This window comes from Saccharospirillaceae bacterium, from assembly GCA_022448365.1.
Lineage (GTDB): Bacteria > Pseudomonadota > Gammaproteobacteria > Pseudomonadales > Oceanobacteraceae > Bacterioplanoides.
This window is the reverse complement of the sequence record JAKVCS010000003.1, coordinates 852,168-876,669: the sequence shown is the minus strand read 5'-3', so window position 1 is coordinate 876,669 and position 24,502 is coordinate 852,168. Positions and strand designations below refer to the sequence as shown.

25 protein-coding genes and 1 riboswitch are annotated in these 24,502 nt (G+C 47.1%); of the genes, 18 read left to right on the top strand and 7 right to left on the bottom strand.

All coding sequences use genetic code 11. The annotated features are described in order from the left end of the window. The first annotated feature begins 20 nt into the window (after positions 1-20). Together ectB and MK185_07695 are read left to right on the top strand one after the other, a co-directional pair. Positions 21-1,286, top strand: a complete 1,266-nt coding sequence (ectB, locus tag MK185_07700; protein MCH2040501.1) for a diaminobutyrate--2-oxoglutarate transaminase — start codon at positions 21-23, stop codon at positions 1,284-1,286. Between the two features lie 37 nt (positions 1,287-1,323). Beyond that, positions 1,324-1,719 carry an ectoine synthase gene (locus MK185_07695; GenBank protein MCH2040500.1) on the top strand — a complete coding sequence of 132 codons (396 nt, stop codon included), beginning with the start codon at positions 1,324-1,326 and terminating at the stop codon, positions 1,717-1,719. Positions 1,720-1,801: 82 nt separating this feature from the next. On the opposite strand, the gene MK185_07690 is transcribed toward MK185_07695, so the two are convergent. After that, complete coding sequence (locus MK185_07690) at positions 1,802-2,257, bottom strand: DUF1772 domain-containing protein (GenBank protein MCH2040499.1); 456 nt, start codon at positions 2,255-2,257, stop codon at positions 1,802-1,804. 175 nt (positions 2,258-2,432) lie between these two features. Between MK185_07690 and MK185_07685 the strand changes: the two genes are divergently transcribed. Together MK185_07685 and MK185_07680 are read left to right on the top strand one after the other, a co-directional pair. Then, entirely contained in the window at positions 2,433-2,879 is a 447-nt protein-coding gene (locus tag MK185_07685; GenBank protein MCH2040498.1) for a MarR family transcriptional regulator, read from the top strand. Positions 2,880-2,950: 71 nt separating this feature from the next. Beyond that, complete coding sequence (locus tag MK185_07680) at positions 2,951-3,802, top strand: alpha/beta hydrolase (GenBank protein ID MCH2040497.1); 852 nt, start codon at positions 2,951-2,953, stop codon at positions 3,800-3,802. 465 nt (positions 3,803-4,267) lie between these two features. Here the strand turns inward: MK185_07680 and MK185_07675 are convergent, their stop codons facing one another. Further along, positions 4,268-4,666 carry a hypothetical protein gene (locus MK185_07675; GenBank protein ID MCH2040496.1) on the bottom strand — a complete coding sequence of 133 codons (399 nt, stop codon included), beginning with the start codon at positions 4,664-4,666 and terminating at the stop codon, positions 4,268-4,270. Between the two features lie 36 nt (positions 4,667-4,702). Next, positions 4,703-5,125 (bottom strand): MAPEG family protein, encoded by a 423-nt coding sequence (locus MK185_07670; protein ID MCH2040495.1) that lies wholly within the window; start codon positions 5,123-5,125, stop codon positions 4,703-4,705. A 42-nt stretch (positions 5,126-5,167) separates the two neighbouring features. On the opposite strand from MK185_07670, the gene MK185_07665 reads away from it, so the two are divergent. Further along, entirely contained in the window at positions 5,168-5,809 is a 642-nt protein-coding gene (locus MK185_07665) for a TetR/AcrR family transcriptional regulator (protein MCH2040494.1), read from the top strand. A gap of 232 nt (positions 5,810-6,041) precedes the next feature. Here MK185_07665 and MK185_07660 read toward each other — a convergent pair whose 3' ends face one another. Beyond that, complete coding sequence (locus tag MK185_07660; protein MCH2040493.1) at positions 6,042-6,398, bottom strand: hypothetical protein; 357 nt, start codon at positions 6,396-6,398, stop codon at positions 6,042-6,044. 592 nt (positions 6,399-6,990) lie between these two features. On the opposite strand from MK185_07660, the gene phnW reads away from it, so the two are divergent. From phnW to MK185_07645, 3 genes are read left to right on the top strand one after another with little or no spacing between them, the layout of a single operon-like run. After that, a complete protein-coding gene (gene phnW / locus MK185_07655; GenBank protein ID MCH2040492.1) occupies positions 6,991-8,109 on the top strand; it encodes a 2-aminoethylphosphonate--pyruvate transaminase in 1,119 nt (372 codons plus the stop codon). A 30-nt stretch (positions 8,110-8,139) separates the two neighbouring features. Next, positions 8,140-8,733 (top strand): HD domain-containing protein, encoded by a 594-nt coding sequence (locus MK185_07650; protein MCH2040491.1) that lies wholly within the window; start codon positions 8,140-8,142, stop codon positions 8,731-8,733. Then, positions 8,726-9,553, top strand: coding sequence for a phosphonoacetaldehyde hydrolase (locus tag MK185_07645; GenBank protein MCH2040490.1), 828 nt, complete (start codon positions 8,726-8,728; stop codon positions 9,551-9,553). The genes MK185_07650 and MK185_07645 overlap by 8 nt, the downstream gene beginning before the upstream one ends. A gap of 83 nt (positions 9,554-9,636) precedes the next feature. Here the strand turns inward: MK185_07645 and MK185_07640 are convergent, their stop codons facing one another. Further along, positions 9,637-10,995 (bottom strand): DUF4397 domain-containing protein, encoded by a 1,359-nt coding sequence (locus MK185_07640; GenBank protein ID MCH2040489.1) that lies wholly within the window; start codon positions 10,993-10,995, stop codon positions 9,637-9,639. 349 nt (positions 10,996-11,344) lie between these two features. Between MK185_07640 and MK185_07635 the strand changes: the two genes are divergently transcribed. The 8 genes from MK185_07635 (at position 11,345) to rarD (ending at position 18,909) form a co-directional block, all read left to right on the top strand. Beyond that, positions 11,345-11,842: a DUF2147 domain-containing protein gene (locus MK185_07635; GenBank protein ID MCH2040488.1), complete on the top strand. Its 498-nt coding sequence runs from the start codon at positions 11,345-11,347 to the stop codon at positions 11,840-11,842. A gap of 102 nt (positions 11,843-11,944) precedes the next feature. Then, positions 11,945-12,054: riboswitch (TPP riboswitch) on the top strand. 178 nt (positions 12,055-12,232) lie between these two features. Further along, positions 12,233-14,131 (top strand): phosphomethylpyrimidine synthase ThiC, encoded by a 1,899-nt coding sequence (thiC, locus tag MK185_07630; protein ID MCH2040487.1) that lies wholly within the window; start codon positions 12,233-12,235, stop codon positions 14,129-14,131. After that, on the top strand, positions 14,115-15,242 hold the full coding sequence (locus MK185_07625) for an FAD-binding oxidoreductase (GenBank protein ID MCH2040486.1): 1,128 nt from the start codon (positions 14,115-14,117) through the stop codon (positions 15,240-15,242). The genes thiC and MK185_07625 overlap by 17 nt, the downstream gene beginning before the upstream one ends. 1 nt (position 15,243) lies before the next feature. After that, on the top strand, positions 15,244-15,462 hold the full coding sequence (thiS, locus tag MK185_07620) for a sulfur carrier protein ThiS (protein MCH2040485.1): 219 nt from the start codon (positions 15,244-15,246) through the stop codon (positions 15,460-15,462). Positions 15,463-15,464: 2 nt separating this feature from the next. After that, positions 15,465-16,271, top strand: a complete 807-nt coding sequence (locus MK185_07615) for a thiazole synthase (protein MCH2040484.1) — start codon at positions 15,465-15,467, stop codon at positions 16,269-16,271. A gap of 12 nt (positions 16,272-16,283) precedes the next feature. After that, positions 16,284-16,421 (top strand): hypothetical protein, encoded by a 138-nt coding sequence (locus MK185_07610; GenBank protein ID MCH2040483.1) that lies wholly within the window; start codon positions 16,284-16,286, stop codon positions 16,419-16,421. After that, positions 16,418-17,956 carry a PfkB family carbohydrate kinase gene (locus MK185_07605; protein ID MCH2040482.1) on the top strand — a complete coding sequence of 513 codons (1,539 nt, stop codon included), beginning with the start codon at positions 16,418-16,420 and terminating at the stop codon, positions 17,954-17,956. The genes MK185_07610 and MK185_07605 overlap by 4 nt, the downstream gene beginning before the upstream one ends. A 68-nt stretch (positions 17,957-18,024) precedes the next feature. Continuing rightward, positions 18,025-18,909, top strand: coding sequence for an EamA family transporter RarD (rarD, locus tag MK185_07600; protein MCH2040481.1), 885 nt, complete (start codon positions 18,025-18,027; stop codon positions 18,907-18,909). Positions 18,910-18,958: 49 nt separating this feature from the next. Here the strand turns inward: rarD and MK185_07595 are convergent, their stop codons facing one another. Then, entirely contained in the window at positions 18,959-19,651 is a 693-nt protein-coding gene (locus MK185_07595; protein MCH2040480.1) for a hypothetical protein, read from the bottom strand. A 307-nt stretch (positions 19,652-19,958) separates the two neighbouring features. Continuing rightward, positions 19,959-21,512, bottom strand: a complete 1,554-nt coding sequence (locus MK185_07590) for a hypothetical protein (protein MCH2040479.1) — start codon at positions 21,510-21,512, stop codon at positions 19,959-19,961. Positions 21,513-21,722: 210 nt separating this feature from the next. On the opposite strand from MK185_07590, the gene htpG reads away from it, so the two are divergent. Both htpG and MK185_07580 read left to right on the top strand, forming a co-directional pair. Beyond that, positions 21,723-23,624 (top strand): molecular chaperone HtpG, encoded by a 1,902-nt coding sequence (gene htpG / locus MK185_07585; GenBank protein ID MCH2040478.1) that lies wholly within the window; start codon positions 21,723-21,725, stop codon positions 23,622-23,624. Between the two features lie 278 nt (positions 23,625-23,902). Beyond that, positions 23,903-24,472, top strand: coding sequence for a YfaZ family protein (locus tag MK185_07580; protein ID MCH2040477.1), 570 nt, complete (start codon positions 23,903-23,905; stop codon positions 24,470-24,472). Positions 24,473-24,502 lie beyond the last annotated feature (30 nt).

Below are 24,502 nucleotides of genomic sequence, written 5' to 3'. Positions count from 1 at the left end.
CTCTCATGAAGAGGTTTAAGATGGAAATTTTTGAGCAACTGGAATCAAATGTCCGGGGCTATTGTCGCGCTTTTCCGGTAGTATTTACCAAAGCACAGAATGCATTATTGACGGACAGTGAAGGGAAGGAATACATCGATTTTCTCGGTGGTGCCGGAACGTTGAACTATGGCCACAATAATCCGAAATTTAAGCAAGCCCTGGTTGATTATATTAACTCGGACGGTATGACGCATGGATTGGACATGCATACTGATGCAAAACAGGCATTTCTCGAATCCTTTCAACAGCGCATTCTTAAGCCCCGTAAAATGGACTATCGCATTCAGTTTACAGGTCCTACCGGCACCAATGCGGTGGAAGCGGCGTTAAAAATTGCGCGTAAAAATACCGGACGTCATACCATTGTGTCTTTTACTAACGGCTTTCATGGTGTGACGCAGGGATCGGTGGCGGTTACTGCTAATCAGAAATATAAAGAATCGGTGGGTATGCCTCTGCCAGGGGTCCAGTTTATGCCGTATGACGGTTATCTGGGTGACCTCGACACGCTGGAATATTTTGAAAAAGCACTGGTAGATCAGTCATCTGGTCTGGGTCATCCTGCCGGCGTTATTGTTGAGTGTATTCAAGGTGAAGGTGGTTTAAACGTTGCCAGTAAAGCCTGGATGTTACGCCTTCAGGAAATCTGCCGCCGTCACAGTATGGTATTAATTGTCGACGATATTCAGGCTGGTTGTGGACGAAGTGGCACCTTTTTCAGCTTTGAAGAATTTGGTATCAAGCCGGATGTAATTACTTTGTCGAAATCGCTTGGTGGTTACGGTTTGCCAATGGCCATCGTTCTATTAAAAGAGCAGCTCGATAGCTGGAATCCGGGCGAACACAACGGTACTTTTCGGGGCAACAACCACGCCTTTATTACTGCGCGACAGGCGCTGGAACACTATTGGTCTGATGATCATTTCTCCCACGAGGTTCAGAAAAAAGCAGCCCATTTACAGGCGCGATTAAAGGAGATTCAGGCGAAGCACGGCGGTCAGCTGAAACACAAGGGGAAAGGGATTATGCAAGGCCTGGAGTTTAAATCCGGGAATATGGCCGATGCGGTGACGACGTTAGCCTTTAAACGTAATCTGGTTATTGAAACCAGTGGTTCTGAGGGTCAGGTGGTTAAGGTGTTAGCGCCACTTACGATTGAAAATGAGCTGCTGGATCGTGGCCTGGACATCTTATCCGGCTGTATCGCAGATGCCTTATCAAAAAACGTTTCCCGAGCCAGTTAAATCGGCTAATAAATAACAGTGTGATTGGGGTTTTATTGTGATTGTTCGTACGTTAGATGAGTGTAAAAGTACCAACCGTGCCATTGATGGTGGCACCTGGGAATCGGTTCGTATGTTGTTGAAAGATGACAATATGGGCTTTTCATTTCATATCACCACCATTTTTGCGGGCACTGAAACCCCCATCTGGTATCAGAACCACCTTGAATCGGTTTACTGCATCAGTGGAACCGGTGAGGTTGAAACCTGTGACGATGGCAAAATTTATAAAATCGCACCGGGTACACTGTATATTCTCGATAAACACGATAAACACCTGCTGCGGGCTACTGAAGATATGCAGATGGCGTGTGTTTTCAACCCGCCGCTGATGGGCAAAGAAGTTCATGATGAAAATGGTGTGTATGCATTGGAGGCAGACACCATCGATTGAATCGGATAGTGATTGGATGGGTTGAGAGAAGCGAACGCAACGAGCCATTATGCCGCTCGTTGCTGATCTGATTGTTGACACGTCAACTGCCGCCTAAGCTCAGCAAAAATAAAGTCGCTGCAGTCAACGAACTCACTGCACGAATATGATTCCAGATGGTCCATTGGCGTAAATACTGGCCCCATATTGTGCTCAGTTGTTGCGCCGTTGCGTCTCGTAGTTGGTTATTCAGCGGCACGTTAAATACTGCAGTAACAACGAACATACCCAGCAGGTAGACTGCAGCAGCAAGCTGTGCCAGAACGTCCCCTATTATCAATAGCGTCAGGCTCAGCAGGCTGGAGCCAAAAAACAACGGCATAAACGTCGAGGTCAGAATCACTCGGTTGATACTGATCATGGTGTTGGCGCCCTGATGGTTCGGCTGTGTCTTCAGGGCGGCCATCACAAACGCAGAGAACGTGAAATAGACACCGGTCATCAGGCCGATGCTTATCAATGCTGACCCGGTCAGCCATTGCAATAATGAATACTCCATTTTTGTTCCTCTTATCTCGTTAGTCATACTGACCAGTATCTTCGCGAAATATTGGATTTTTAATGTCCTAACGTCTCTTTTATTTGACCGTCCGTCCATTTTTTACGGTTCTGGGGTTTGCAATAATATATTTATATACATATAGTTTGGCGATCTTATGAATCCGGTAAACCTGATGACTGACAGTATCGATCTGAGAGCCCTGGACAAGCGGGTTGAGCCTTGTTTTAACTTACGCTTGCGCCAGGCCAGCCGGGTGCTGACCAGTCACTACGACGGTTATCTGCGTGATTTGGGTATTACCATCGCGCAATTTTCTGTCTTGAGAGCGCTGTGGTACCTGAAAGCGACATCACAAAAGGATCTGCAGGGTGTGTTGGTGTTGCAGCAAACCACCCTGACACGGAACCTCAAGCTGTTGCTGAAGGCTGGTTACATCGAAACTCAGCCAGGCGAAGAGGATCGACGGGTCTCGGTCGTGTCCCTGACTGACGACGGTGAAATGATCTTTAAACAAGCCAGGGAGCGCTGGCGTCAGGCGCAAAAAGAGGTCAGCAACCATCTGGGTGAAGCGTACAATCAGCAGTTGGTTGAATTGACTGAGGCGATTATAGCGATGTAAAAATTTATCCAAAAGCATGTATATACATGTTTATTGGTTGAATGACTTAATATCCCTTGAGGACAATAATAATGAACACCCTGCAGTTATTGCGAAGTAAGAACAAAATCCTGGGGCGATTGATGCCACGGAAAACTGCGCAGCAGAGCGTGAAGCTATTTTTATCACCGCGAACGTTTCCTATCAAAGATTGGGAGTACCAGGCGGAGTGTGAAGCAAAAAGAGTGTGCTTTGGGCCTGTTCATGGGCATCAGCTCAGTGCGCTGAAATGGGACGGGACAGGGCAACGGATTCTGTTGATGCATGGGTGGGAAAGTCGCGCGACCCAAATGAGTGTTATTGCTGAGTCGTTATCTCGCCAGGGTTATGAAGTGATAGCCATTGATGCTCCGATGCACGGCAATTCAGGAGGATCGGCAGCCAACCCGGTGGCGTTTGCTGATGCCATTTGTGCAGCCAGTGAAGAGTTTGGTCCTTTTTCCGCAGCAGTGGGGCACTCGATGGGCTGTGTTGGCTTAGCCATTGCTTGCGATTTTGGTGTTGAAATTCCGTGTTATGCATTAATCGCCTCCCCGGCGAACATGCAGGAGACGTTACAGGCATTCGCAGATTTCACTTGCTTACCAAAACAACCAGCTGAGCTCTTTATTCGCGGCGTTGGCGAACAGGTGGGTCGAGCAGCTGTCGAACTCGATGTTGGTGATTTGTTGTCGCAGCATCAACCGAATGTGCTGTTGCTTCATTCGGAAGATGATCTTGAAGTACCATTCAATGCAGCAGAAACCATTCAGCGAAAGCTACCGGGAACCGATATCTTCAGAGCATCTGGTGTGGGTCATCGCAGGATTATTCGAGACCCTGAAGTGATTTCGGTGGTGAGTCATTTTCTATTGAACAGTTTAGAGAAAGTGCCTGGCGAGTGATTTGAAAATAATATCCAATCTCAAGCCGTTGCCGCTGTTCGGTTGAATGCAGATGCTAAAGCCTGAAATCCGGCTGTTGTGGTGCTGCTGTTCGGGAAGCATCAAAATGGTCGGGTAGCGTGATTTGTCATATTATCGACTCAGGCGTTTACCTTTTTATCATTAGCCTGGTCGGTTGAGTCGGGTTCTTAGTAACGCAGTTTCGTAAAACTAAAAATACGGTGGCAACTTCTAAAAAACTATGTTTTTAGATTTCTTTATTGTAATGGAAGCACGTTCATTCATTGCGGTATGCTTGAGAGTGATGATGTTGCTGAAAAAAGTTGTTTTTTATGGATTTATATACGATCAGAAAGCACCAATTATCAAGACTAACAGTAATGTTTTTTATCTATCAAAATTTTTTATTAATAGTTATTTAAATTAATCCGTGGCCTTATATTCTTGTTTAAGAATTCCTGTCAGTCAGTCATTGGCTTTAATTTCAAGAGCAATAGAAAACAATAACAGGATGACTGCAGCACCAAACCCTACAATACCGATATTTATGTCGAAAACAGTCTTTTCGCTACCATCAAGATACTTCATGGAACCACCATATATATCTTTAATAGCAAAGGATAAGAGGAAGCCGCTGGTTACTAACGAACTGATAATCGCTCCCAATATTACCTGGTTTCCTCTCCAGATGAGCCATAGGCTCAAAATACCAAAAGCCGAATTTGTGATTAATTGCCAGACGATGTGAACCTTGGTATGAGGTGGCCAAAATGGGTTAAAAACGTGTGTTGTATTAACTTCGAGTAAGGGAACAACCAATGCATAGAGAATTATACAAAACGTGATAATGAGTCTTTGAGTCATTTTTATACCAAATCTCCATTCAAATAACTGATAGTACTAAGCGATCAAGAGCAAGAACTGCAATAGTGTGATTAGTAACAATAACAAAGCACCAGCAGCAAATGACCAGAAGCGATAAGGTACATAGTTACTACTAATGTGAATGTATGTATGCAAATACCTGCTAGCGACAAAGCATCCCATCAATGCAAGCATAAAATTATCGGTGTTCTCCGTAAGGTAAGCGATAAAGGTAAGTGCATAAAATAGCATTGGTATTTGGAATTGGTTATCAATATTATTGGATACCTTGATTACAGCTTCTGGCCAAACGCGGTTGTCTAATGCCGCTGCGGCCCGATCTACGCTTCTCTCTCTGATAGCTTTCCCTTTCAAAATCCCAAGTTTTAAATACAAATAAAAGACCAGCAATATATGAAAGAGCAGGGGGATAAAGATAAGTGGTTGTTCGGCTGTCATTTTTTACCTCGGCTTTGCGGGTTCGTGTTAACGATATACTTTATGTTAATATGGACACTGTCAACTTTAACAGATATATGGACGGTGTCAACATTGAGGAATACTGCGAATTATCACCACGGAAACTTGAGAAACGAGCTAATTTTAAGTGCTTTGAAATTACTCGATGAAAAGGGTATTGAGGGTGTAGGTATTCGCCAGGTTGCCAGGGAGGCCGGTGTTGCGCACTCTGCTCCCGCTAATCACTTTAAGAATAAGCAGGCATTGTATACGGCCCTCGCGATAGAAGTCGTCTCAGGCCTTTTGCCTAAACTTCAAAGAAAAGTTGAATCCAGCTGTGGAATAGATGTGGCGATTCACGGTTTATGTCAATCTCTTCTCGACTTTGCTTTGATGCATCCAAATCGCTATAGCCTTCTTTGGCGAAAAGACTGTGTTGATTCTGATGATCCTGATCTTACTGCAGTTATGGAATCGCTTTATACGCTTCTGTTGGATGTGTGTAACGCTCAAGCAGCAGAAAAGAGGCTCGATGTAGAATCCTTGGCCATTGCTGTTTGGTCAATGTTACACGGCTATGTATCGCTGCGCCTTGACGGTAATCTTGCACAAGGCTTTGATGCGCTGACTGGAGCAGACCGTTCGAAAGCTGTCGTTGATGTAATGCTAAAAGGACTATTGTAGTGATAGCTCAGATCAGAGATAACAGCGGTAATACAATCTGAGCGTTACTGAAGATCAGCAGTTAATAAATACTTTGCAACGATATGCTTTTCTATTCACTGATGTATTGTAACGTTGAGGAGGATTTAACCCCAATACGCTTTGTATTTAGTCCGTACGAATACCAGGGTGAGGAAGAAGGATTGTCATGGCCTCTTCCTCGTCTCAGATCTCCGCGCTGTAAAATTCAAACTCAACAGGTCCAGTAGATCTTGTTTTCCAAATCCACGACTTCAGGTCCATCCGAGCAACCGCCGACTTCTTGAGCTTTTCGATCTTCGGGGGATGTAACAATAATCCATTGTTTGGTTGGTTTGTGCCACGCTATTTCCCCTTGAGCGATGATTCCAAACGGGAAGACACTGTTGTTATCACTGTTAGTGATTTTTACCTTGGGCCATTCGATATTTGCATGTAATTGAATGCTTTTGATTGTCGGGTGCTCTGCGAATCTGTGCGTAAAATTGTGTTCGCCATCAGGAATAGGCGCATTCTCCGCCCATGACACCGATGATAATACTATAGAGAGAAAAACCAATGTTCTAATCATCGAACTGCTCCGAATGCTGTATTTTGATATGAAATTCAGGCTAGTAGGGTCGATATGTGAAATCAAGTCTGTTCCAAAAATCGTTATGACCTTGGAATTATTTATACTGGATATTCGATTCATTGATGAGGGTTTTTCTTATTATTTATCAATGTATAAGGTAATAAATTGTGGTGTTAAACCATAATTTCAAGAGATATCTGAACTCACCATATTTGAAAGACCAAATTTAACTAAAGAATTTTGCGAGTTGGGAACGCGTGCGAATAGGATTTTTATAGAATACAGAGTGTGTCTATTAATTGTTTGCGAGATTTCCTTCTATTGATTCTATGTTTCTTCATTAGTCAGCCAAAATAGACTGCGGTGATAAGTTAACATGCAAATCGGCCTTTAAGTTGCGTATTGATTCAACGGTCTTCCTATCGACCGGTCCAACCCCAAGCGCCATTGTCATAAAAACTTCATCGAATCAGCATTGCTCAAGCGATATTACCTCCTTATAGTTGCTCCTGTCTTCTGGTCTAGACCAATAGTATCGAGATAACTGAATTATTTCGAAGGCCAGCATCATAAGTTAAGAGAATAAGTCATGAGCAACCCATACCTGCTGTTAACTCCTGGGCCGCTGAGCACCAGTGATACCGTAAAACAAACCATGATGCGCGACTGGTGTACCTGGGATGACGATTACAATCTGGGTGTGGTACAGCCGATTCGTCAGCAGCTGGTCGCGTTGGCACACTGTAATACCAGCGAATACACCAGTGTGTTAATGCAAGGCAGTGGCAGTTTCGCGGTGGAGAGTGCCATCGGAACGCTGATGCCGAAAGAAGGCTGTGAGAAAAAAGCTGGCAAATTACTGGTGCTGGTTAACGGTGCGTATGGTCAGCGCATCGCTCAGATTGCACAGTACCTGAATATCGAAACGGTGACACTGCATGCGGCTGAAAGTGATTGGGTCAGTAGCGAAGCCTTACGCCAGTTGCTGAATGAAGATGGCGCGATTTCTCATGTGGCTATGGTTCATTGCGAAACCACCTCCGGTATCTTAAATCCGATCGAGCATTATGCCGGGGTGGTAAAAGATGCAGGTAAAGTACTCATTGTTGATGCCATGAGTTCGTTTGGCGGTATCGATATTGATGTCGCCGGGTTAAACATCGATTGCATCATCAGCAGCGCTAATAAGTGCATTCAGGGTGTACCCGGTATGGGTTTTGTGATTGTGAGAACCGCGTTGTTGGCACAGTGTGAAGGCAATGCACGCTCGCTCAGTCTGGATTTATATGACCAATGGAAAATCATGGAGCATGGCCTGGGTAAATGGCGTTTTACTTCTCCAACGCATGTGGTGCGGGCCTTCCAGCAAGCGATAAAAGAACTCCATGAAGAGGGTGGTATTAACACCCGCGCCAAACGTTATGCCGACAACCATACAACGCTGGTATGCGGGATGAAAAAGCTGGGTTTCGAGTGCGTGGTTGACGATGAAAAACAATCACCATTTATCACCACCTTTAAATACCCGCAATCCAACCAGTTCGATTTTAAAATTCTTTATGATCGCCTGAAAAAATCGGGGTTTGTTATTTATCCGGGTAAGGTGACCGATACACCATGTTTCCGTATCGGGCATATTGGTGAGGTTTATCCGCAGGATATGGAGAACCTGTTGAGCGCGCTGGAAGCCAATCTTTTCTGGAAATAATTCGCTGCTTTTGAGTGAGAAGGAATCGATATGAGATTACGCACGCAGGCACGCAAAAAAGTCGATGCGGTATTAGAGCCGTTTAAAGAGTTTGGCCATATGAAACTGGGTGAAGACATTACTCAGATGCAGCATGCTTTGCAGTGTGCCTGGTTCGCTGAACAAGACGCTGCGCCAGAATACATTATTCTGGCTGCGTTGCTGCACGATGTTGGGCATTTAATTACCTGGCAGCAGCGTGAAGTTCATCCGGAAGCACATCTTGAAAACGGTTATCACGAAAAAGTGGGCGCACAGTTTTTAGCAAATTACTTTGATGACGATATTGTTAAACCGGTGCGCTTGCACGTTGCAGCCAAGCGTTATTTATTTTCCACCGATTCCTCTTATCGCGACACCCTATCGAGCGCCTCTGAGGAGAGTCTGATGTTGCAAGGCGGCTTTATGGATACAAGCACTTGTCGGGCATTTGAGTCGTCTCCCTGGTTTCAGGACGCATTATTAATCCGTAAATACGATGAATTGGGCAAACACGTGCATTTGGTTGTACCTGATTTGTCTCACTATCAAGAACGTTTAATTCAACACACCCGTGTTGTGAAGGAGAAACAGCAATATGCTTAAGTCGCAGCGTTATTTTGCCGGTCCGGTTGAGGCCATTATTCTAGATTGGGCTGGAACCACCATCGATTTTGGTTCTCTGGCGCCGGTGTATGCCTTTATGGAGTTATTTCAAACTGAAGGCATTACAGTGACTCAGGCAGAGGCACGCGAGCCAATGGGCACAGAAAAGCGTGTGCATATCTGTCGTATGCTGGCGAACCCCCGTATTGCCCAGGCTTGGTTGGATGTTAAAGGCAATGAACCAACGGACGCAGAAATTGACCGTTTGTACCACGACTTTGCCCCCATTCAGACGCGTATCGTTGGTGAGCGCAGTCAGTTAATTCCTGGATGGAAAGGTGCCTTAGATGTATTGCTGGAACAAGGTATTAAAATTGGCAGCAATACCGGTTATGGACCGGGGATGATGCAACCCGCGTTAGTGGCGGCAAAGGAACAGGGTTACGAACCGGCTTCCTGTGTGTTTGCTACCGACGTGGAGCGTGGTCGTCCGTATCCGGACATGGCGTTAGCGGTGGCGATGGAATTACAAGCGAGTCACGTACAGGGATGTATAAAAGTTGACGATACCATTCCGGGAATCGAAGAGGGTCTGCGAGCGGGCATGTGGACGGTTGCTGTGAGTGTGTCGGGTAATGAGGTTGGCCTGGATCGTGGTGATTGGCAATCTTTGCCTGTTACAGAACAACAGCAGCGTCGCCTCGATGCAGAGCAACGTTTATACGCTGCCGGCGCTCATTACGTGATTGATAGTGTGGCAGAACTGCCAGCCATTGTTGATGAAATATCAGCGCGGCTATCAGCCGGTGATAAGCCTTAATTTGTCAATCTGGAAGACAATATAAGATGATTAAAAATCGGCCTGCACAACACAACTGCAGGCCGTTTTTAATGGCGTAATGATCAGCGTTTATCGTTTAACAAAATTGCTGATAAACCTGAGCCGTTCCCCACAGCAATCGCAGTACTTAAGCTGCCCGCGGCCACTTCAACGGCGTCCGTTCCCGGAACCGCTGCAGCGGTTGTGCCGTCGGCGGCAATAACGACGGTATAGGTTGCCGCTGCCAGAGAAACGTAATCGGTATTTTCTCCCAGTTCGACATCACCAAAGCTCGGGGTTGCCGGTTGAGTACCATTTTGTTCATAAACAAAAATGTCGACCGGATCAGCCGCAGAAGCTGACGAAGCATGCACCAGTCGGACACTACCGTTGGTGGCTGAACTGTTGCTACGAGTGTCGTTCAGCGTAATCAATTCAGCCGCAGACAGATCACCGGTGTCACCGGCGGCGATCACGGTGTAAGACATTCCACGCTCCAGCGTCAGTGTCGCACTGAGATTCGTCAGCGCGTTTTCAATGCCTTGATTTGCCGCTGCGATGGCAACTGGTAGCGCGCCTGCGGCGACTTTGACGTAACCACTGGCGTTGCTATCACTGACGGTGGTGTCCTTAAAGTTGAAATCGCCTAACAGTTCCGCTCCGCCGGCAAATACGTCAACGCTGACTGAATCAACCGCGTGCACAATCCGGACTTCTGCCGTGTTGTCGAGTACTGCCGTCACCGGGCTGGCACTGTCTGCCCATACCAACAGGGAGACGGGCGAAGCACCTTGGGTGCTGTTGACGGCAACGGCGGTTACGTCGGAGGCGATAGCCAGTGCGCCTGAATCGTAAACAACTGTGGTGTTGTCAGCAGCCGTTGCACGCACCTGATAGTCGCCAGCCGCAGTATTTGGCAGTGTTGCATTTACATCAAACGCAACATTGTCGAGCGTTGCTGTATCTGGCAGCGCTGCACCGTTGGCGGTGACATACAGATCGACAGTACCGGCAGCTGGGGAAGCATGCACAACCGTGACGTCAATGCTGTCGTTGTCACGACGGGCGGTATCGTCGAGTACTTCCAGCTCCAGTGATGCAACATTATTTTGCGCAATGACGGAGTAGTAGCCGTTAGCGTCCAATGTCAGAGTTTGTTCCAGTGCAATGGTGGAAGTGCCGTTGACTCTCAGGGCAACGGTATTTTCACCTTCATTCAATTTCAGATAGCCTGAACCTTGCTGAAAGGTGACACCCGTCAGGGCAGCACTGCCATTCACCAAAACGTCTACGGCAGGTGCATCAGGCGATGCATGCAATACCCGCACGTAAGATGAAGCTTTTGTGTCGTTATCATTATCGTCATCACTACCACACCCGATTAAGGACAGTGCCAGTGCAGGAATCAGTACTAACGGTTGAGCGAACTGCTGAATATTCATATTAACCTCCTCTGGTTATAAGGCCCGGACAAACGCACTTATTGGGTTATACGTCGTGTACAGGGTGTGTATAGGAATGAGGGCGTTCGATAAAGTTCACAGAAAATTCATGAAATGTCGCAAGTTGTCACGAAAAACATGAAAGTTGGCACAATTGGGCTGGTTTATTGCGTCAATCAGGCTGTGGAATCTCTCAGGATTCAGCGCTGTAGCAGCGGTATTTGTGATTGAGTTGTTGGCAATTTGCGCCAAAAAGAATACAGTGTCTCATTCAGATTTGATCCCCGCTGCACATTGGTGGGGGTTGCAATAAATACAATAAAAACAACATCTTGTTTGAGGTCAGTTCATGAAAAAGCTAATCGCTACGGCCGTAATGGGCCTGTTCTCACTATCCACCCACGCAGACATCGCTGAAGGTCGTTGGGTAACCATCGATGATGAAGACGGTTCCAGAGCATCTGTGGTGGAAATCTCCATCGCTGAAGACGGCAAACTTCAAGGCACAATCGTTGAGTTATTACGCGAAGACGATAAAGGCAAAAGCTGTGAAGAATGTCCGGACGAATTCCATAATAAACCCATCAAAGGTCTGACGTTTATGTGGGGTCTTGAGCGTGAGGAGGAAGGTGTTTGGGAAAGCGGTCGTATTCTTGATCCCAAATCCGGCTCGATTTACAAGTCTCAGCTGGAAGTCGCCGAAGACGGTCAAACCATCGAAGTGCGGGGTTACATCGGCGTATCCTGGATTGGTCGTAGCCAGGAGTGGTTGCGTTATGAAGAACCGGCTGAGCCTGTTGTGCTTCCTGCAGCCGCCGAACCGACTGAAGCGGTAGCGGCGGAATAAATCATTTAATCGGCTCATGTGTTGAGCCATTAGTAGTAACAGCTAACGGCGACTTTGAATTTCGGGCTTGTAACCTGAAATCGGTCGCCGTATCATTTTCAGCGAATTCTGTCGGGGTGCTCTTGCTGCAATGCAGAGCTGAGATCGCATAAGCGGATCCCGTTGAACCTGATCTGGTTAAAGCCAGCGTAGGAAACAGAAAAGCCGTTGTTAATCCCGCGTAATATATCGGCCGGGTATTAACAACTCTCCTGGATGCGTCGCGTATTGTGCTGTGCGGCACGCCGTCTTTTTCTTTCTTGCTGCTGTCTGCCTGATCGTTTTTCTGTGATTACTTGATAAACGAGATTCAGCATGACAAATGATAATAACTCTCATAAAGATGACTCACTGACTTCAGGTGCTTTAAAAGACGCCATTAAAGTTGATGAATTATCGACACAGCCATTTCCAGCTTCCAGTAAGTTTTACGTAGAAGGCAGTCGCGATGATATTCGTGTGGGTTTGCGTCAAATTGAATTGACGCCAACCCAGCTTGCAGAAGGGAAGACCGAATACAATGCACCGGTTCGCGTTTATGACACTTCCGGTCCGTACACCGACCCTGACGTCATTATTGATGTACGCAAAGGTTTAGATCCACTGCGTGAAAACTGGATCGAAGAACGTAACGATGTTGAAGAGTTAACCGGCTTCAGCTCTGATTACGCTAAGATCCGTGAGATGAATATTGCATTAGAGGATTTGCGTTTTGAGTTAAAGCGAAATCCTAAGAGAGCCAAGGCCGGTCAGAATGTGACCCAGCTCTATTATGCTAAAAAAGGCATTATTACGCCGGAGATGGAATACATTGCCATTCGTGAAAATCTGGCGTTAGCGGAAGCAGAGTTAGAAAAAGCACTGGAAACACAGCATCCGGGTGAAAGCTTTGGTGCCAATATTCCAAAAATGATCACCCCGGAATTCGTTCGTGATGAGGTAGCTCGCGGACGTGCCGTTATCCCGAATAATATTAACCACCCGGAAACTGAGCCGATGATTATTGGCCGTAATTTCCGCACCAAAGTGAATGCTAATATCGGTAACTCGGCAGTAACGTCGTCTATCGAAGAAGAAGTGGAAAAAATGGTATGGGCTACCCGTTGGGGCGCTGATACCGTTATGGATTTATCCACCGGTAAAAATATTCACGAAACCCGTGAGTGGATTATCCGTAATTCGCCGGTGCCAATCGGAACGGTGCCTTTGTATCAGGCATTGGAAAAATGTGGTGGTATTGCAGAAGACCTGACCTGGGAACTGTATCGCGACACGTTAATTGAGCAGGCCGAACAAGGGGTTGATTATTTCACCATTCACGCTGGTGTGCGGCTACAGCATATTCCGTTAACGGCTGAACGGGTAACCGGCATTGTTTCCCGCGGTGGCTCCATCATGGCTAAATGGTGTTTGGCGCATCATAAAGAAAATTTCCTCTACACCCACTTTGAGGAAATTTGTGAAATCATGAAAGCTTACGATGTGTGTTTTTCTTTGGGTGATGGGTTACGTCCGGGTTCGGTGGCAGATGCTAATGACGAAGCGCAGTTTGCAGAACTACGTACCCTGGGTGAATTGACCAAAGTTGCCTGGAAGCACGAAGTTCAGACGTTTATTGAAGGTCCGGGTCATGTGCCTATGCATATGATTAAAGCTAATATGGATGAGCAATTAAAACATTGTCATGAAGCACCGTTTTATACCTTAGGGCCACTCACCACTGATATTGCGCCGGGTTATGATCACTTTACTTCGGGCATTGGCGCGGCACTGATTGGTTGGTATGGCTGTGCCATGTTGTGTTACGTCACCCCAAAAGAACATTTGGGTTTACCGAATAAAGACGATGTTAAACAAGGTTTAATTGCTTATAAAATTGCTGCTCATGCAGCGGATCTGGCGAAAGGTCATCCGGCGGCACAATTACACGACGATGCGATGTCGAAAGCGCGTTTCGAATTTCGCTGGATCGACCAGTTTAATCTGGCGCTGGACCCCGATACAGCGCGTGCCTATCACGATGAAACGTTGCCAAAAGACGGTCATAAAGTGGCTCACTTCTGTTCTATGTGCGGACCTAAATTCTGTTCAATGAAGATTTCTCAGGAAGTACGTGACGTATCTTCAGAAAATCCAAACTGGGCGGAAGAGGCGCAGTCAAAACTGGACGAAGCTGAGAAAGGCATGGCGGAAATGTCGGAGCAATTCCGTGATCAGGGCAGTGAAATCTATCATGTTGCTGAAAGCTGATTCTCAGGCAATCGTTATTGTTGGTGCGGGTTTGCTGGGCAGTTTGGCTGCCTGGCGCCTTGCCAGACAAAATCCGCAACTGGCGGGTCATATTTACGTGCTGGAAAAATCATCACGCGATCAGTTACAAAGTGCAGCCAATACGGCAGCAGCAATGGTGGCGCCCTTCGCCGAGCGTAATGTTTGTGATAACGAATTATTTGAGCTGGGGAAAACCAGTTTAACGCTTTGGCCACAATTATTGCTTCAGTTAAAAGAAGGCAGCGGTAAATCGATTCCTTATGGTCGCAACGGTTCTCTGGTGGTGGCCCATCAGGCGGATCAATCTGAATTACGTCAGTTCCAGCAGGAGATGTCGGCGTTTGGCTTATTGGGCGATGATACCGCACACGCGGTTAATCATTCGCAAATTCAGCAGCTCGAACCCGGCGTTAACCGCGAATTCCAGCAAGGCTTTTTCCTGCCGCAGGAAATGCACTTAGATAATCGTGCGTTACTGCCACTACTGCACTCTGAAGCCGAAAAACTGGGTGTCGAGTTTCGGTTTGATTGTGAGGTTTCTGACGAAACTCTATTGCAGCAGGCTGAACAGTGTCTGGTGCTGGATTGTCGTGGTGTGGGTGCGAAAAAGGCTCTGTGCAATGATGATCTTCAGCTGCGGGGTGTTCGTGGCGAAGTGTGCTGGATCGAGACAGCGGAAGTAAAAATTTCTCGCCCGATTCGGTTATTACATCCCCGATATCACTTGTACCTGGTGCCAAAGGGACAAACTGAGGCCGGCGTATATCGCTATATGCTGGGTGCAACTGAAATTGAATCGGAGGATAAATCACCGGTCAGTGTTCGCTCTCAGTTGGAAATGTTAAGCGCCTTATATTGTTTAAGTCCGGCATTAGCGGAAGCGCGCATCACCGAAACCGATGTGAATTTACGGCCGGCGTTTCCAAATCATAAACCTCAGGTGGTTCGCAGTGGTGAAAACCTGTATCGATTGAATGGTTTGTTTCGTCACGGCTATTTATTGGCACCGGCTTTTTTACAGCGGTTTGAGTCACAGTTATTAGCCAGCCATAAGCTGGGGCTTGGTCTAACCACAATAGAAGGAGCATGATGTGAATCTTGCAATAAACGGTGAGCAGAAACGTTTCGAAAATATTGAGACGTTGCTACAGCTGTTGGTTGTTCTGGAATATGGGGCAGACGAAGGTGTGATTAACAGTAATATTGTAGTTGCGCTGAATCAGGCGATTGTTCCGGCATCGCAGTACGCTGAGACCATCCTTAACGATAACGATAGGTTAGATATTCTTGGTGCAATAACCGGCGGTTAGCTATGACAACTGAAAAAACGATACGTATCGCAGGCGAAGAAATACATGGCCGCTTGTGGTTGGGAACCTCTATGTACCCGTCGCCGGAAATTATGCGTGATAGCCTGATTGCCGGAAAGCCCGGATTTGTCACCTTGTCGTTGCGCCGTCAAACCGCACAGCAGGTTGCTGACAACGGCCATTGGCAGTATGTACAACACTTTATCGATCAGAGTGGCTGTAAAATCCTGCCAAACACCGCTGGTTGTCATACCGCTGAAGAAGCGGTGCTGTTAGCGAATATGGCGCGGGAACTGTTTAAAACCGACTGGATCAAGCTGGAAGTAATCGGGGACGATTACACTCTTCAGCCACATACGACTCAGTTGGTAAAAGCGGCCGAAACATTGGTTCAGCAGGGTTTCAAAGTGCTGCCGTATTGCACCGATGACTTGGTGTTATGCAAGGAATTATTAGCCGTTGGTTGCCCGGCGGTGATGCCTTGGGGCGCTCCGATTGGTACTGGCAAAGGTTTGTTAAACCGCCATCAGCTCACTACGTTACGTGAACGCCTCGCTGATGAAGTATTAATTATTGATGCTGGCCTGGGCAAACCTTCCCAGGCAATGGATGCGATGGAACTGGGCTTTGATGCAGTGTTATTAAATACTGCAGTGGCTAAAGCTCATGATCCGGTGCTGATGGCTAAGGCTTTTTATGATGCGGTTAATGCCGGTCGTATGGCTTACGAAGCTGGCATGATGCAGGAACGCCAGGCGGCCAGTGCATCTACACCGACATTAGGCATGCCATTTTGGCATCAGAGTTAATAGCTTTTTAAAATGGCGCAGCAGAAAATAAACACAGTGTTATTTTTTGCCGCCCGCGCCGAAGGGCCATCCCTGGCTCTGCCGCGCGGACGTGACATCCTGTCGCTGCTCTCAAAAACAACACTGTATTTATTTGACGTTCCCGAATGATTGATTCGACTATGAATGAAACCAACCGCAAAAAAATCTGGGCGATCAGTGCATCGGACACTTGTGCCGGAGCCGGACTTCAAGCCGATTTGAAAATGACACACGCACTCGATGTCGAGTGTGGCACTCTGGTCAGTGCACTCACCGCACAAAGCAGCTTTGGTGTTGATGCTGTTGAAACGGTATCTGTCGAATTTCTGCAGCAACAGTGGCTGTCATTAAAAAAAGATGGTTTGCCGCAGGCTATTAAAATTGGTTGGTTTCCTAAAGACGAAGCTTTTATCAATTGGTTGGCCGACAAGCTGAGCGAATATAAAAATGAGTTACCAGGCGGTTGGGTAATCTGGGACCCGGTGTTATCTGCGTCGCAGGGTGGTTTGACCTCTGGCGAATTATTCCTGGTAAAGCAACTGCTGCCGTTGGTTGATGTGGTGACTCCGAATCAATCGGAAGCTCGGCTGCTTACAGGTTGTAAAACCCCTGTTGAAGCCGGAAAAGCTTTGCAGCAGGCCGGTGTTCTTTATGTAGTGATCAGCGGCGGTGATTCTGATATCGATTCAAATGCTGTTCAGAGTTTGTGTTTTGGCGGTTCTGATTTATCCGAACCAGAACAAGCCGTGTTGACTCAGTTTATTATTCAGCAGCGACGTATCGATAAAAAAGTACATGGTACGGGTTGTCATTTTGCCTCTGCTATTGCAACTTATCTGGCAAATGGTGAGCGTATTTATGATGCGTTATTGTTAGCGTCGGCCACCATGAGTCAGATTATTCAACAAGCATCAGATACACCTTCCGGTTATTTAAATGCCTGGGCCACAGCAATCGATAAAAACGGTTTGGGTAATCTACCGGCGGAACAGTGGCCTCTCGTTTTACCTTTATCTGAACAGTCCGAAACTAACTTTCCAAACGTAGCCCAGCCTCTGGGATTATATGGTCTGGTTGATAATCTTGAATGGCTGAATACTCTGCTGGAGCTGGGGGTAGATACCTTGCAGTGGCGGGTAAAGTCACCGGACTTGTATGAACAACAATATGGCGCTGGTAGTTATGCCCGTGATATGAAAACTGCTATCGAGTTGTGTCAGCAACACAATATTCCACTGTATATTAATGACGACTGGCCGATGGCCATTGAGCTTGGTGCTTACGGTGTGCATTTGGGTCAGGAAGATATGCTGGAGGCTAACCTGTTGGCGATTTCACAAGCGGAGTTGGCTTTGGGAGTCAGTACTCATACCGAATGGGAAATTGCCCGTGCCCGTGCATTTAAGCCGTCTTATATTGCTTTTGGCCCGGTTCATCCACCGTTATCGAAAAAGTTGAAATATCCACCGCTGGGATACACTAACTTAACTAACTGGTGCGCGCGGGTAGGGCAGGAATTTCCACTGACCTGCATTGGAGGCATCACCACGGGAAATATCGCCAATATTAAAAACTGTGGAATGCCATCAGCTGCTATTGTGACTGACTTGATGCCAGACGATGCTCTGGCTGAGAGGCATCGGTGTTTGCGGGAATTCTACTGATGTACAAAACTTAACTGGCTAAGCGGTCAGAAAGTCGTTAATCTCCGCGTTTTGATTATCAGGTCAATATGAATCAGAGTCATCCTTCAAATGATTCAAACCGCGGAGCACTGTTCGCTGTTTTAGCCTTCGCCTGGTGGGGGCTGTCTCCTCTGTATTTTAAATGGGTTTCCCATGTTGCACCGCTCGAAATTCTGGCTAATCGGGTGGTGTGGTCGTTTTTTCTTGTTTCAGCCTTGGTGTGGTTCAGTTATAAAGCCACCGGCATTGCCGATATTCTTAAAAGCCGAAAAAAGCTGTTGGCGATGCTTGGCAGTTCATTATTGATCGCACTCAATTGGCTGACGTTTATTTGGGCTGTGAGCGAAGACAAAGTACTCGAAGCCAGTATGGGTTATTACATTAACCCGCTGGTTTCCATTTTTCTTGGCATGCTGTTCCTGAAGGAAAGATTAATAAAGGTTCAATGGATTGCACTCTCCATGGCTGCCGTTGGCGTGGCAATTCAGGTGGTTGCGTTAGGTTATTTGCCTTGGGTGACTTTGATGCTGGCATTTACCTTTGGTTTCTATGGTTTATTGCGTAAGTTGGCACCCACAGATGCTTATACTGGCTTGTGGTTTGAAACCGCTATGGTTACACCTGTTGCATTAGGTTATCTGTTGTGGATAGAGGGTGGAGTGTTAACGACCAGTAATCTGGAATTGGGTAAGTTATTTTTGTCGGGGGTCGTAACCACAGCACCTCTGATCTGGTTTGCGATTGCCGCTAAACATCTACCGTTAACCACGCTTGGTTTTATTCAGTACCTGGCACCAACCATTGCATTGATTCTGGCTACTCAGGTATTTGGTGAAGAGTTGAATTGGATTAAAGCATTGACCTTCATATTCATCTGGCTGGCATTGCTGCTGTTAATTATTCATGGGGTGGTGCAACGCGGTAAAACGTAGCCGTGGTGACTTTTACCTACATCACTTTCTTTGGCGCATCAGAACCTCATCAGGACAACTTTTCGCCATAAACGTCCGCCATAAGCTGGCGAATTTTTTGCGCTGTGTGCAATGTCACAAAGGGTGCAGAGGTTCCCGCTAACATGCTTTTTTTAATAAAATTCCATTTTCGCACCAGTGCGTTGTAATCGCGGTTTTTATTGCGAGTCTGTTCCAGTAGTTGGGAATATTTGGCCACACTTTCTTCGATGGTTTCATCGCTGTGGTACACGCCCATTGAGGTGGAGGTATAGCCGATATACTGGGCGATTACTTTTTCAAATTGCAGACGGGTTTCCAGGTAGCCACTGCTCAATCCCCTTGGCTGGGTTTCCAGGGCAGTTCTGATGCGACGATACAGCTCGTTCATATAAACCGCTAAGGAAGTATCAAGGCGACGATCGGTGCCATCGCCAGCAGCTTCTTCATTGTCGTTAATAAAATCAGCAGCCAGTTGCCACTGTTGTTTCACTTCAGGGAAACGGTTCAGCGCCGCAACCCGGTTATTTTGTTGTTGAATGGCCTGCTTCAGCTGCTTGCGGAATTTCGGCTCTCCCTCAAAGAAGACATAAGCAGAGAACGCGGTAGAAACCTGATAGCCACCAATTTCTGTACTCAGCAAGTCATTGCGATCATTGGCGTGCGAGCAGATTGCATAAAGAAATAACGGCAGGAAACTGGTCAGACGTACTACAAATTGCATGGCTGAATCTCTCTGGGTTGAGACGTATCCTGCCCTGGAATATGTAATTTATAGAAGCATGTTACTCATGGACTGTTCGATCAGGCAAACCTGAGCGAGGAATCTGGCTTGATTAGATACTTTATGTCTGCCGTTGGCCCCTGATCTGGACGCTTTTAGCAAAGAACGTTTTATAAAGTGGCATTATAAAATTGTGAAGTTATAACAAATGCGCCATGACGATTGGCAAGGTCGCACCTGAGACACCTTGATGGCGCTTAAAAGCCTGTTAATAGCCTTTAAGCGCTCAGAAAGATCCGTCAGCGGCCTAAACCCCGCTCTTACTTCGACCAGTGGTCAATACAGGAAGTACCAATAACAGCAACCAGAGTATCGCGCCTCCGGAAGAGTCGTTGTCATCTTTTCCGGGTGTTGGGTTCGGTTCTGGCTGAGGTTCAGGTTCAGGTTCAGGTTCTGGCTCAGGATTCGTTGGCGCAGTAATAATTTGTGGCCAGGTATCACTGCTACCATCGGTATCTCTGTCGCCATACAAATGTCCCATGAGTAACACTTGTGGTGCTTCAGTGTTACTGCCAAATTGCCACAACGTTTCTCCAGCATCATTGGTGGCTGTTTTGAAGCTGCCAAATTGCAGGCCATTGCAATTCACATCGGCCGTTGCGCATTGAATATCGCTGGCCAGAACTGTACTGGTGCCAGCTGGATCATTGCCGATACGTTGATTGCTGTTGGTCAGGTCGGTCGCCCAGTAAGCGCCACTGAACAGGGCGCTTTTATAACGGCTGTCAGAGCGAATTAATCCGGCGGCAGAAATTTCTTCCGGTACGTGCAGCAGGCTAATGGCATTGCTGATTTCTACAGTATCCTGCATAGATTCGCTGTAATCGCTGCCAATAATTCCAGCGGCTGAGGAAGCGCTGGTCACTTTGCCGGTAACCAGCAAGTTCTTCAGTTTATCTTTATTCGCTACTCCGATTATGCCACCAACACCGGCCGCAACATCGCTGCTAATGTCGGTATATATCGCCTGATAATTGCTGGTATCACTCCAGCCGGTGATTGCGCCCATATTGCGCCAACCGGGTGCGTCATTGGTGGTTGAGAAGTTGGTAAAGCTGCTTTTGGCGGCAATATCCGACAGTTCAACGGCACTGGTGCGGCCGACGACGCCACCGGTACGGAAGTTGGTGTGCATCTCGGCGTCAATGATTACGTTTTTGATCGATGAGCCTTCTTCAAGAATACCAACTAAGCCGCCAACCTGGTCATCGGCGCTGCTGACTTTGACTGATGCTTTGATGTTTTCAACGCGTGTTTGCCAGCCGTGCCCCAACAGTGATCCACTGTGCATGCCACCGATAATTTCGGCCTGTAGCGTCAGATCGTGGATATACGACATTTCGTTATAACTGAACAAACCGACAAAACGTTGATCAGGGTAATTCATATAAAGGTGGCGAATGGTAAAGCCATTGCCGTGGAATTCAGCGCCGAATTTTGGGGAATACTGGCCAAATGGAGCAAAGCCTTTTCCGTCGTTCCAAAAGCTGTCGCCCTCATCGAATTGGCCATTATTGTTGGTATCAAATGACAGGTCGCTGGTCAGCTCATAACCATGGCAACCGTTCCTTTCTTCTGTAACGGGGCAGCCATCGTTCTTTCCGTAAAGATGTGTACCTTTTATCAGGCGCGTCGCAGTATCGAATTCGTTACGGATCTGATTGAGATCCTCTAGGGTATTAATTTCGATCAGGCCGTCATCATCAATGTCATAATCGATGCGTTGTTCAGCCAGGGTCTGGTTGGTCAGCGTGATCGCTGCCAGCGATAGTATTATCCTTGCTTGTTTGAGAAGTTCCATAGTGAGTCCGGTGTAAATCAGCATTAACAAGAGAACGGATGTTAACGGGATACAGTTGTTAATAAAAGTACCAAAAGCGGGATAAATTGTTATGGCTCTGAAACAATCAGATGTGCCAGAGAGTTAAGGTCTTGAATTCTGAATTGCGGCCCCCAGATACTTGGTCAGAACAAATGGCACTTAAGATTCAGCTAGTGAAAGGAGCAATACATGACCGCTGCCAGTAAAGAAACACTGGGCTTTAAGACCGAAGTGAAGCAGTTGTTACATCTGATGATTCACTCTTTGTACTCCAACAAAGAAATCTTCCTGCGAGAGTTGGTATCCAACGCTTCGGATGCCTGTGACAAGTTGCGTTTTGAAGCGCTTCAGAACGATGGCCTGTTCGAGGGCAGCAGTGAGCTGGCGGTGCACATCGACTTTGATGCCGAAGCGAAAACCGTCACCATCGACGACAACGGCATCGGTATGAATCGCGATGATGTGGTGAATCACCTCGGCACCATTGCTAAGTCCGGGACTGCAGAGTTCCTGAGCCAGTTGAGTGGTGATCAGGCGAAAGATTCGCAGCTTATCGGCCAGTTTGGTGTGGGTTTCTATTCGGCTTTTATTGTTGCTGACCGAGTGACGGTTGAAACCCGTCGTGCTGGCGAAGCAGCCGACTCGGGTACGCGTTGGGAATCGGCAGGTGAAGGTGACTTCACGCTGGAAAGCATCGACAAAGCCGAACGCGGTACACGCATTACTCTGCACCTGAAAGACGGTGAAGAGGAGTTTGCTGATAACTTCCGTCTGCGTTCACTGATCAAGAAATATTCTGACCACATTGCGGTACCGGTATTTCTACCACAAGAAGTGTCTTCCGAAGAGGAAGACGGTGATAACAAGCAGATTCCGGAAGCAGTGAATGAAGCAAAAGCGCTTTGGACGGTACCGAAGTCGGACCTCAGTGACGAAGACTACAAAGAATTCTACAAGCACGTTTCCCATGACTGGAATGAGCCGCTGACCTGGATGCACAACCGTGTAGAAGGCAAACTGGATTACACCAGCCTGCTGTATATCCCGGCCAAAGCTCCGTTTGACATGTGGAACCGCGAAGTAACCCGTGGCCTAAAGTTGTACGTACAGCGTGTCTTTATCATGGACGACGCCGAGCAGTTCCTGCCGATGTACCTGCGTTTCGTCAAAGGTGTTTTAGACTCCAACGATCTTTCGCTGAACGTGTCCCGTGAAATTCTGCAGCAGGATAAACAGGTTGATTCCATGCGCAGTGCGCTGGTGAAACGTGTACTGGACACACTGACTAAGATGGCAAAAAACAAGCCGGAACAGTATCAGGAATTCTGGAGCCAGTTTGGTGAAGTACTGAAAGAAGGCCCGGCGGAAGATTTTGCTAACAAAGAAAAAATTGCCAAACTGTTCCGTTTTGCGACCACTCAGAGTGAAAGTTCCACTCAGACTGTCGGTCTGGAAGACTATGTTGCGCGCATGCGCGAAGGACAGAAGAAAGTGTATTTCATCACCGGTGATAACCACGCTGCTGCATCGACCAGCCCTCACCTGGAGTACTTTAAAAACAAAGGTGTTGAAGTATTACTGTTAACTGATCGGGTTGACGAGTGGATGGTAAGTCACCTGAACGAGTTTGATGGCAAAGTGTTCCAGGACGTAACCAAAGGCGAACTGGATCTGGATGAGCTGGCCGACGAATCTGAAAAGACCCAGCAAAAAGAGCTGGAAGAGAGCCACAAAGATCTGGTTGAACGCCTGCAAAAAGCTCTTGAAGGTGATGTGAAAGAAGTGCGTGTTACTTCCCGTCTGACCGATTCCCCGGCGTGCCTGGTGGTGGGTCAATACGATATGGGTGGTCATATGCGCCGCATGATGGAAGCGGCTGGCCAACAAATGCCGGAAGTGGAAGTTGCTCTGGAAGTCAATCCAACTCACCCACTGATTGAACGTTTGGATGCTGAGCAGGATGAAGATCGCTTCAATGAATTAACCCAGATTATTCATGCTCAGGCGCAACTGGCGGAAGGCAGTCAGCTGAAGCAACCTGGCGACTATGTGGCTAAGTTGAACAAGCTATTACTGGATCTGATGAAGTAAACTGCTGAACAACTAGCCACCTGATATGGGTGGTTGATGCCATTAAGTACCCTGTCTTTTCAGCGATGAAACGACGGGGTATTTTTTTATCGCAAGGTGTTCCGGTATTGGCATCGTCGGGAATAACGCATGGGTTGGGAAAGTCAGTTTTACGTTTCTTTTGGTTCCGGCAGGGTGCCATTGTTTCACCGGCAAGCCTGCGCTGTTATGATCCACAGCAATAATAAAGTGTTGGCGATACGTTTTTGTGTATCGTTTTTTCGATTTGGGGAATGTGTATGTCTCAGTTAAAAAAAATGACTGCAGCAACGTTACTGGTTACTGCGGCTGGTGTTAATGCCGGTGGTTCGCTGGATTTAAGTTTATCGAACGAAGTAGTTCGTGCTGCCTACGACGCAACCAAAGTTGGCTCAGGGTTGCACGTTAGCGCCGATGTTTTGCATCACACTGACGATGGTGATATCGCCTCGTTGGGTGTGCACGTGGTGGATGTGCGTAATTCCGACAGTGATCTGTACATCGGTGTTGGCGGAAAGTTATACGGCTTTGCTACTCGCGGTGCGGAAGATTACACCGGAGGTGGTCTCGGTTTGGGTGGTTTCTTCCGTTACCGTCTGCCTCAGCTTCAGGAGATCAGCATTGCCGGTTATGCTTATTACGCGCCACCGGTGGTTTCGATTTCCGATGCTGAAAACCTGACCGACGCCGATATTCGTGTGCAGTATTCTCTGATTCCGACGGCTCGCGTGTATGTCGGTTACCGTTATACTGGTATTCGTCTGGAAGATGTGAAAGATCGTTTAGAACTGGGCGACGGAGTTCATCTGGGTCTGAAGATCGATTTTTGAAGCTGTTATTAACCTGATAATGAGATTGCG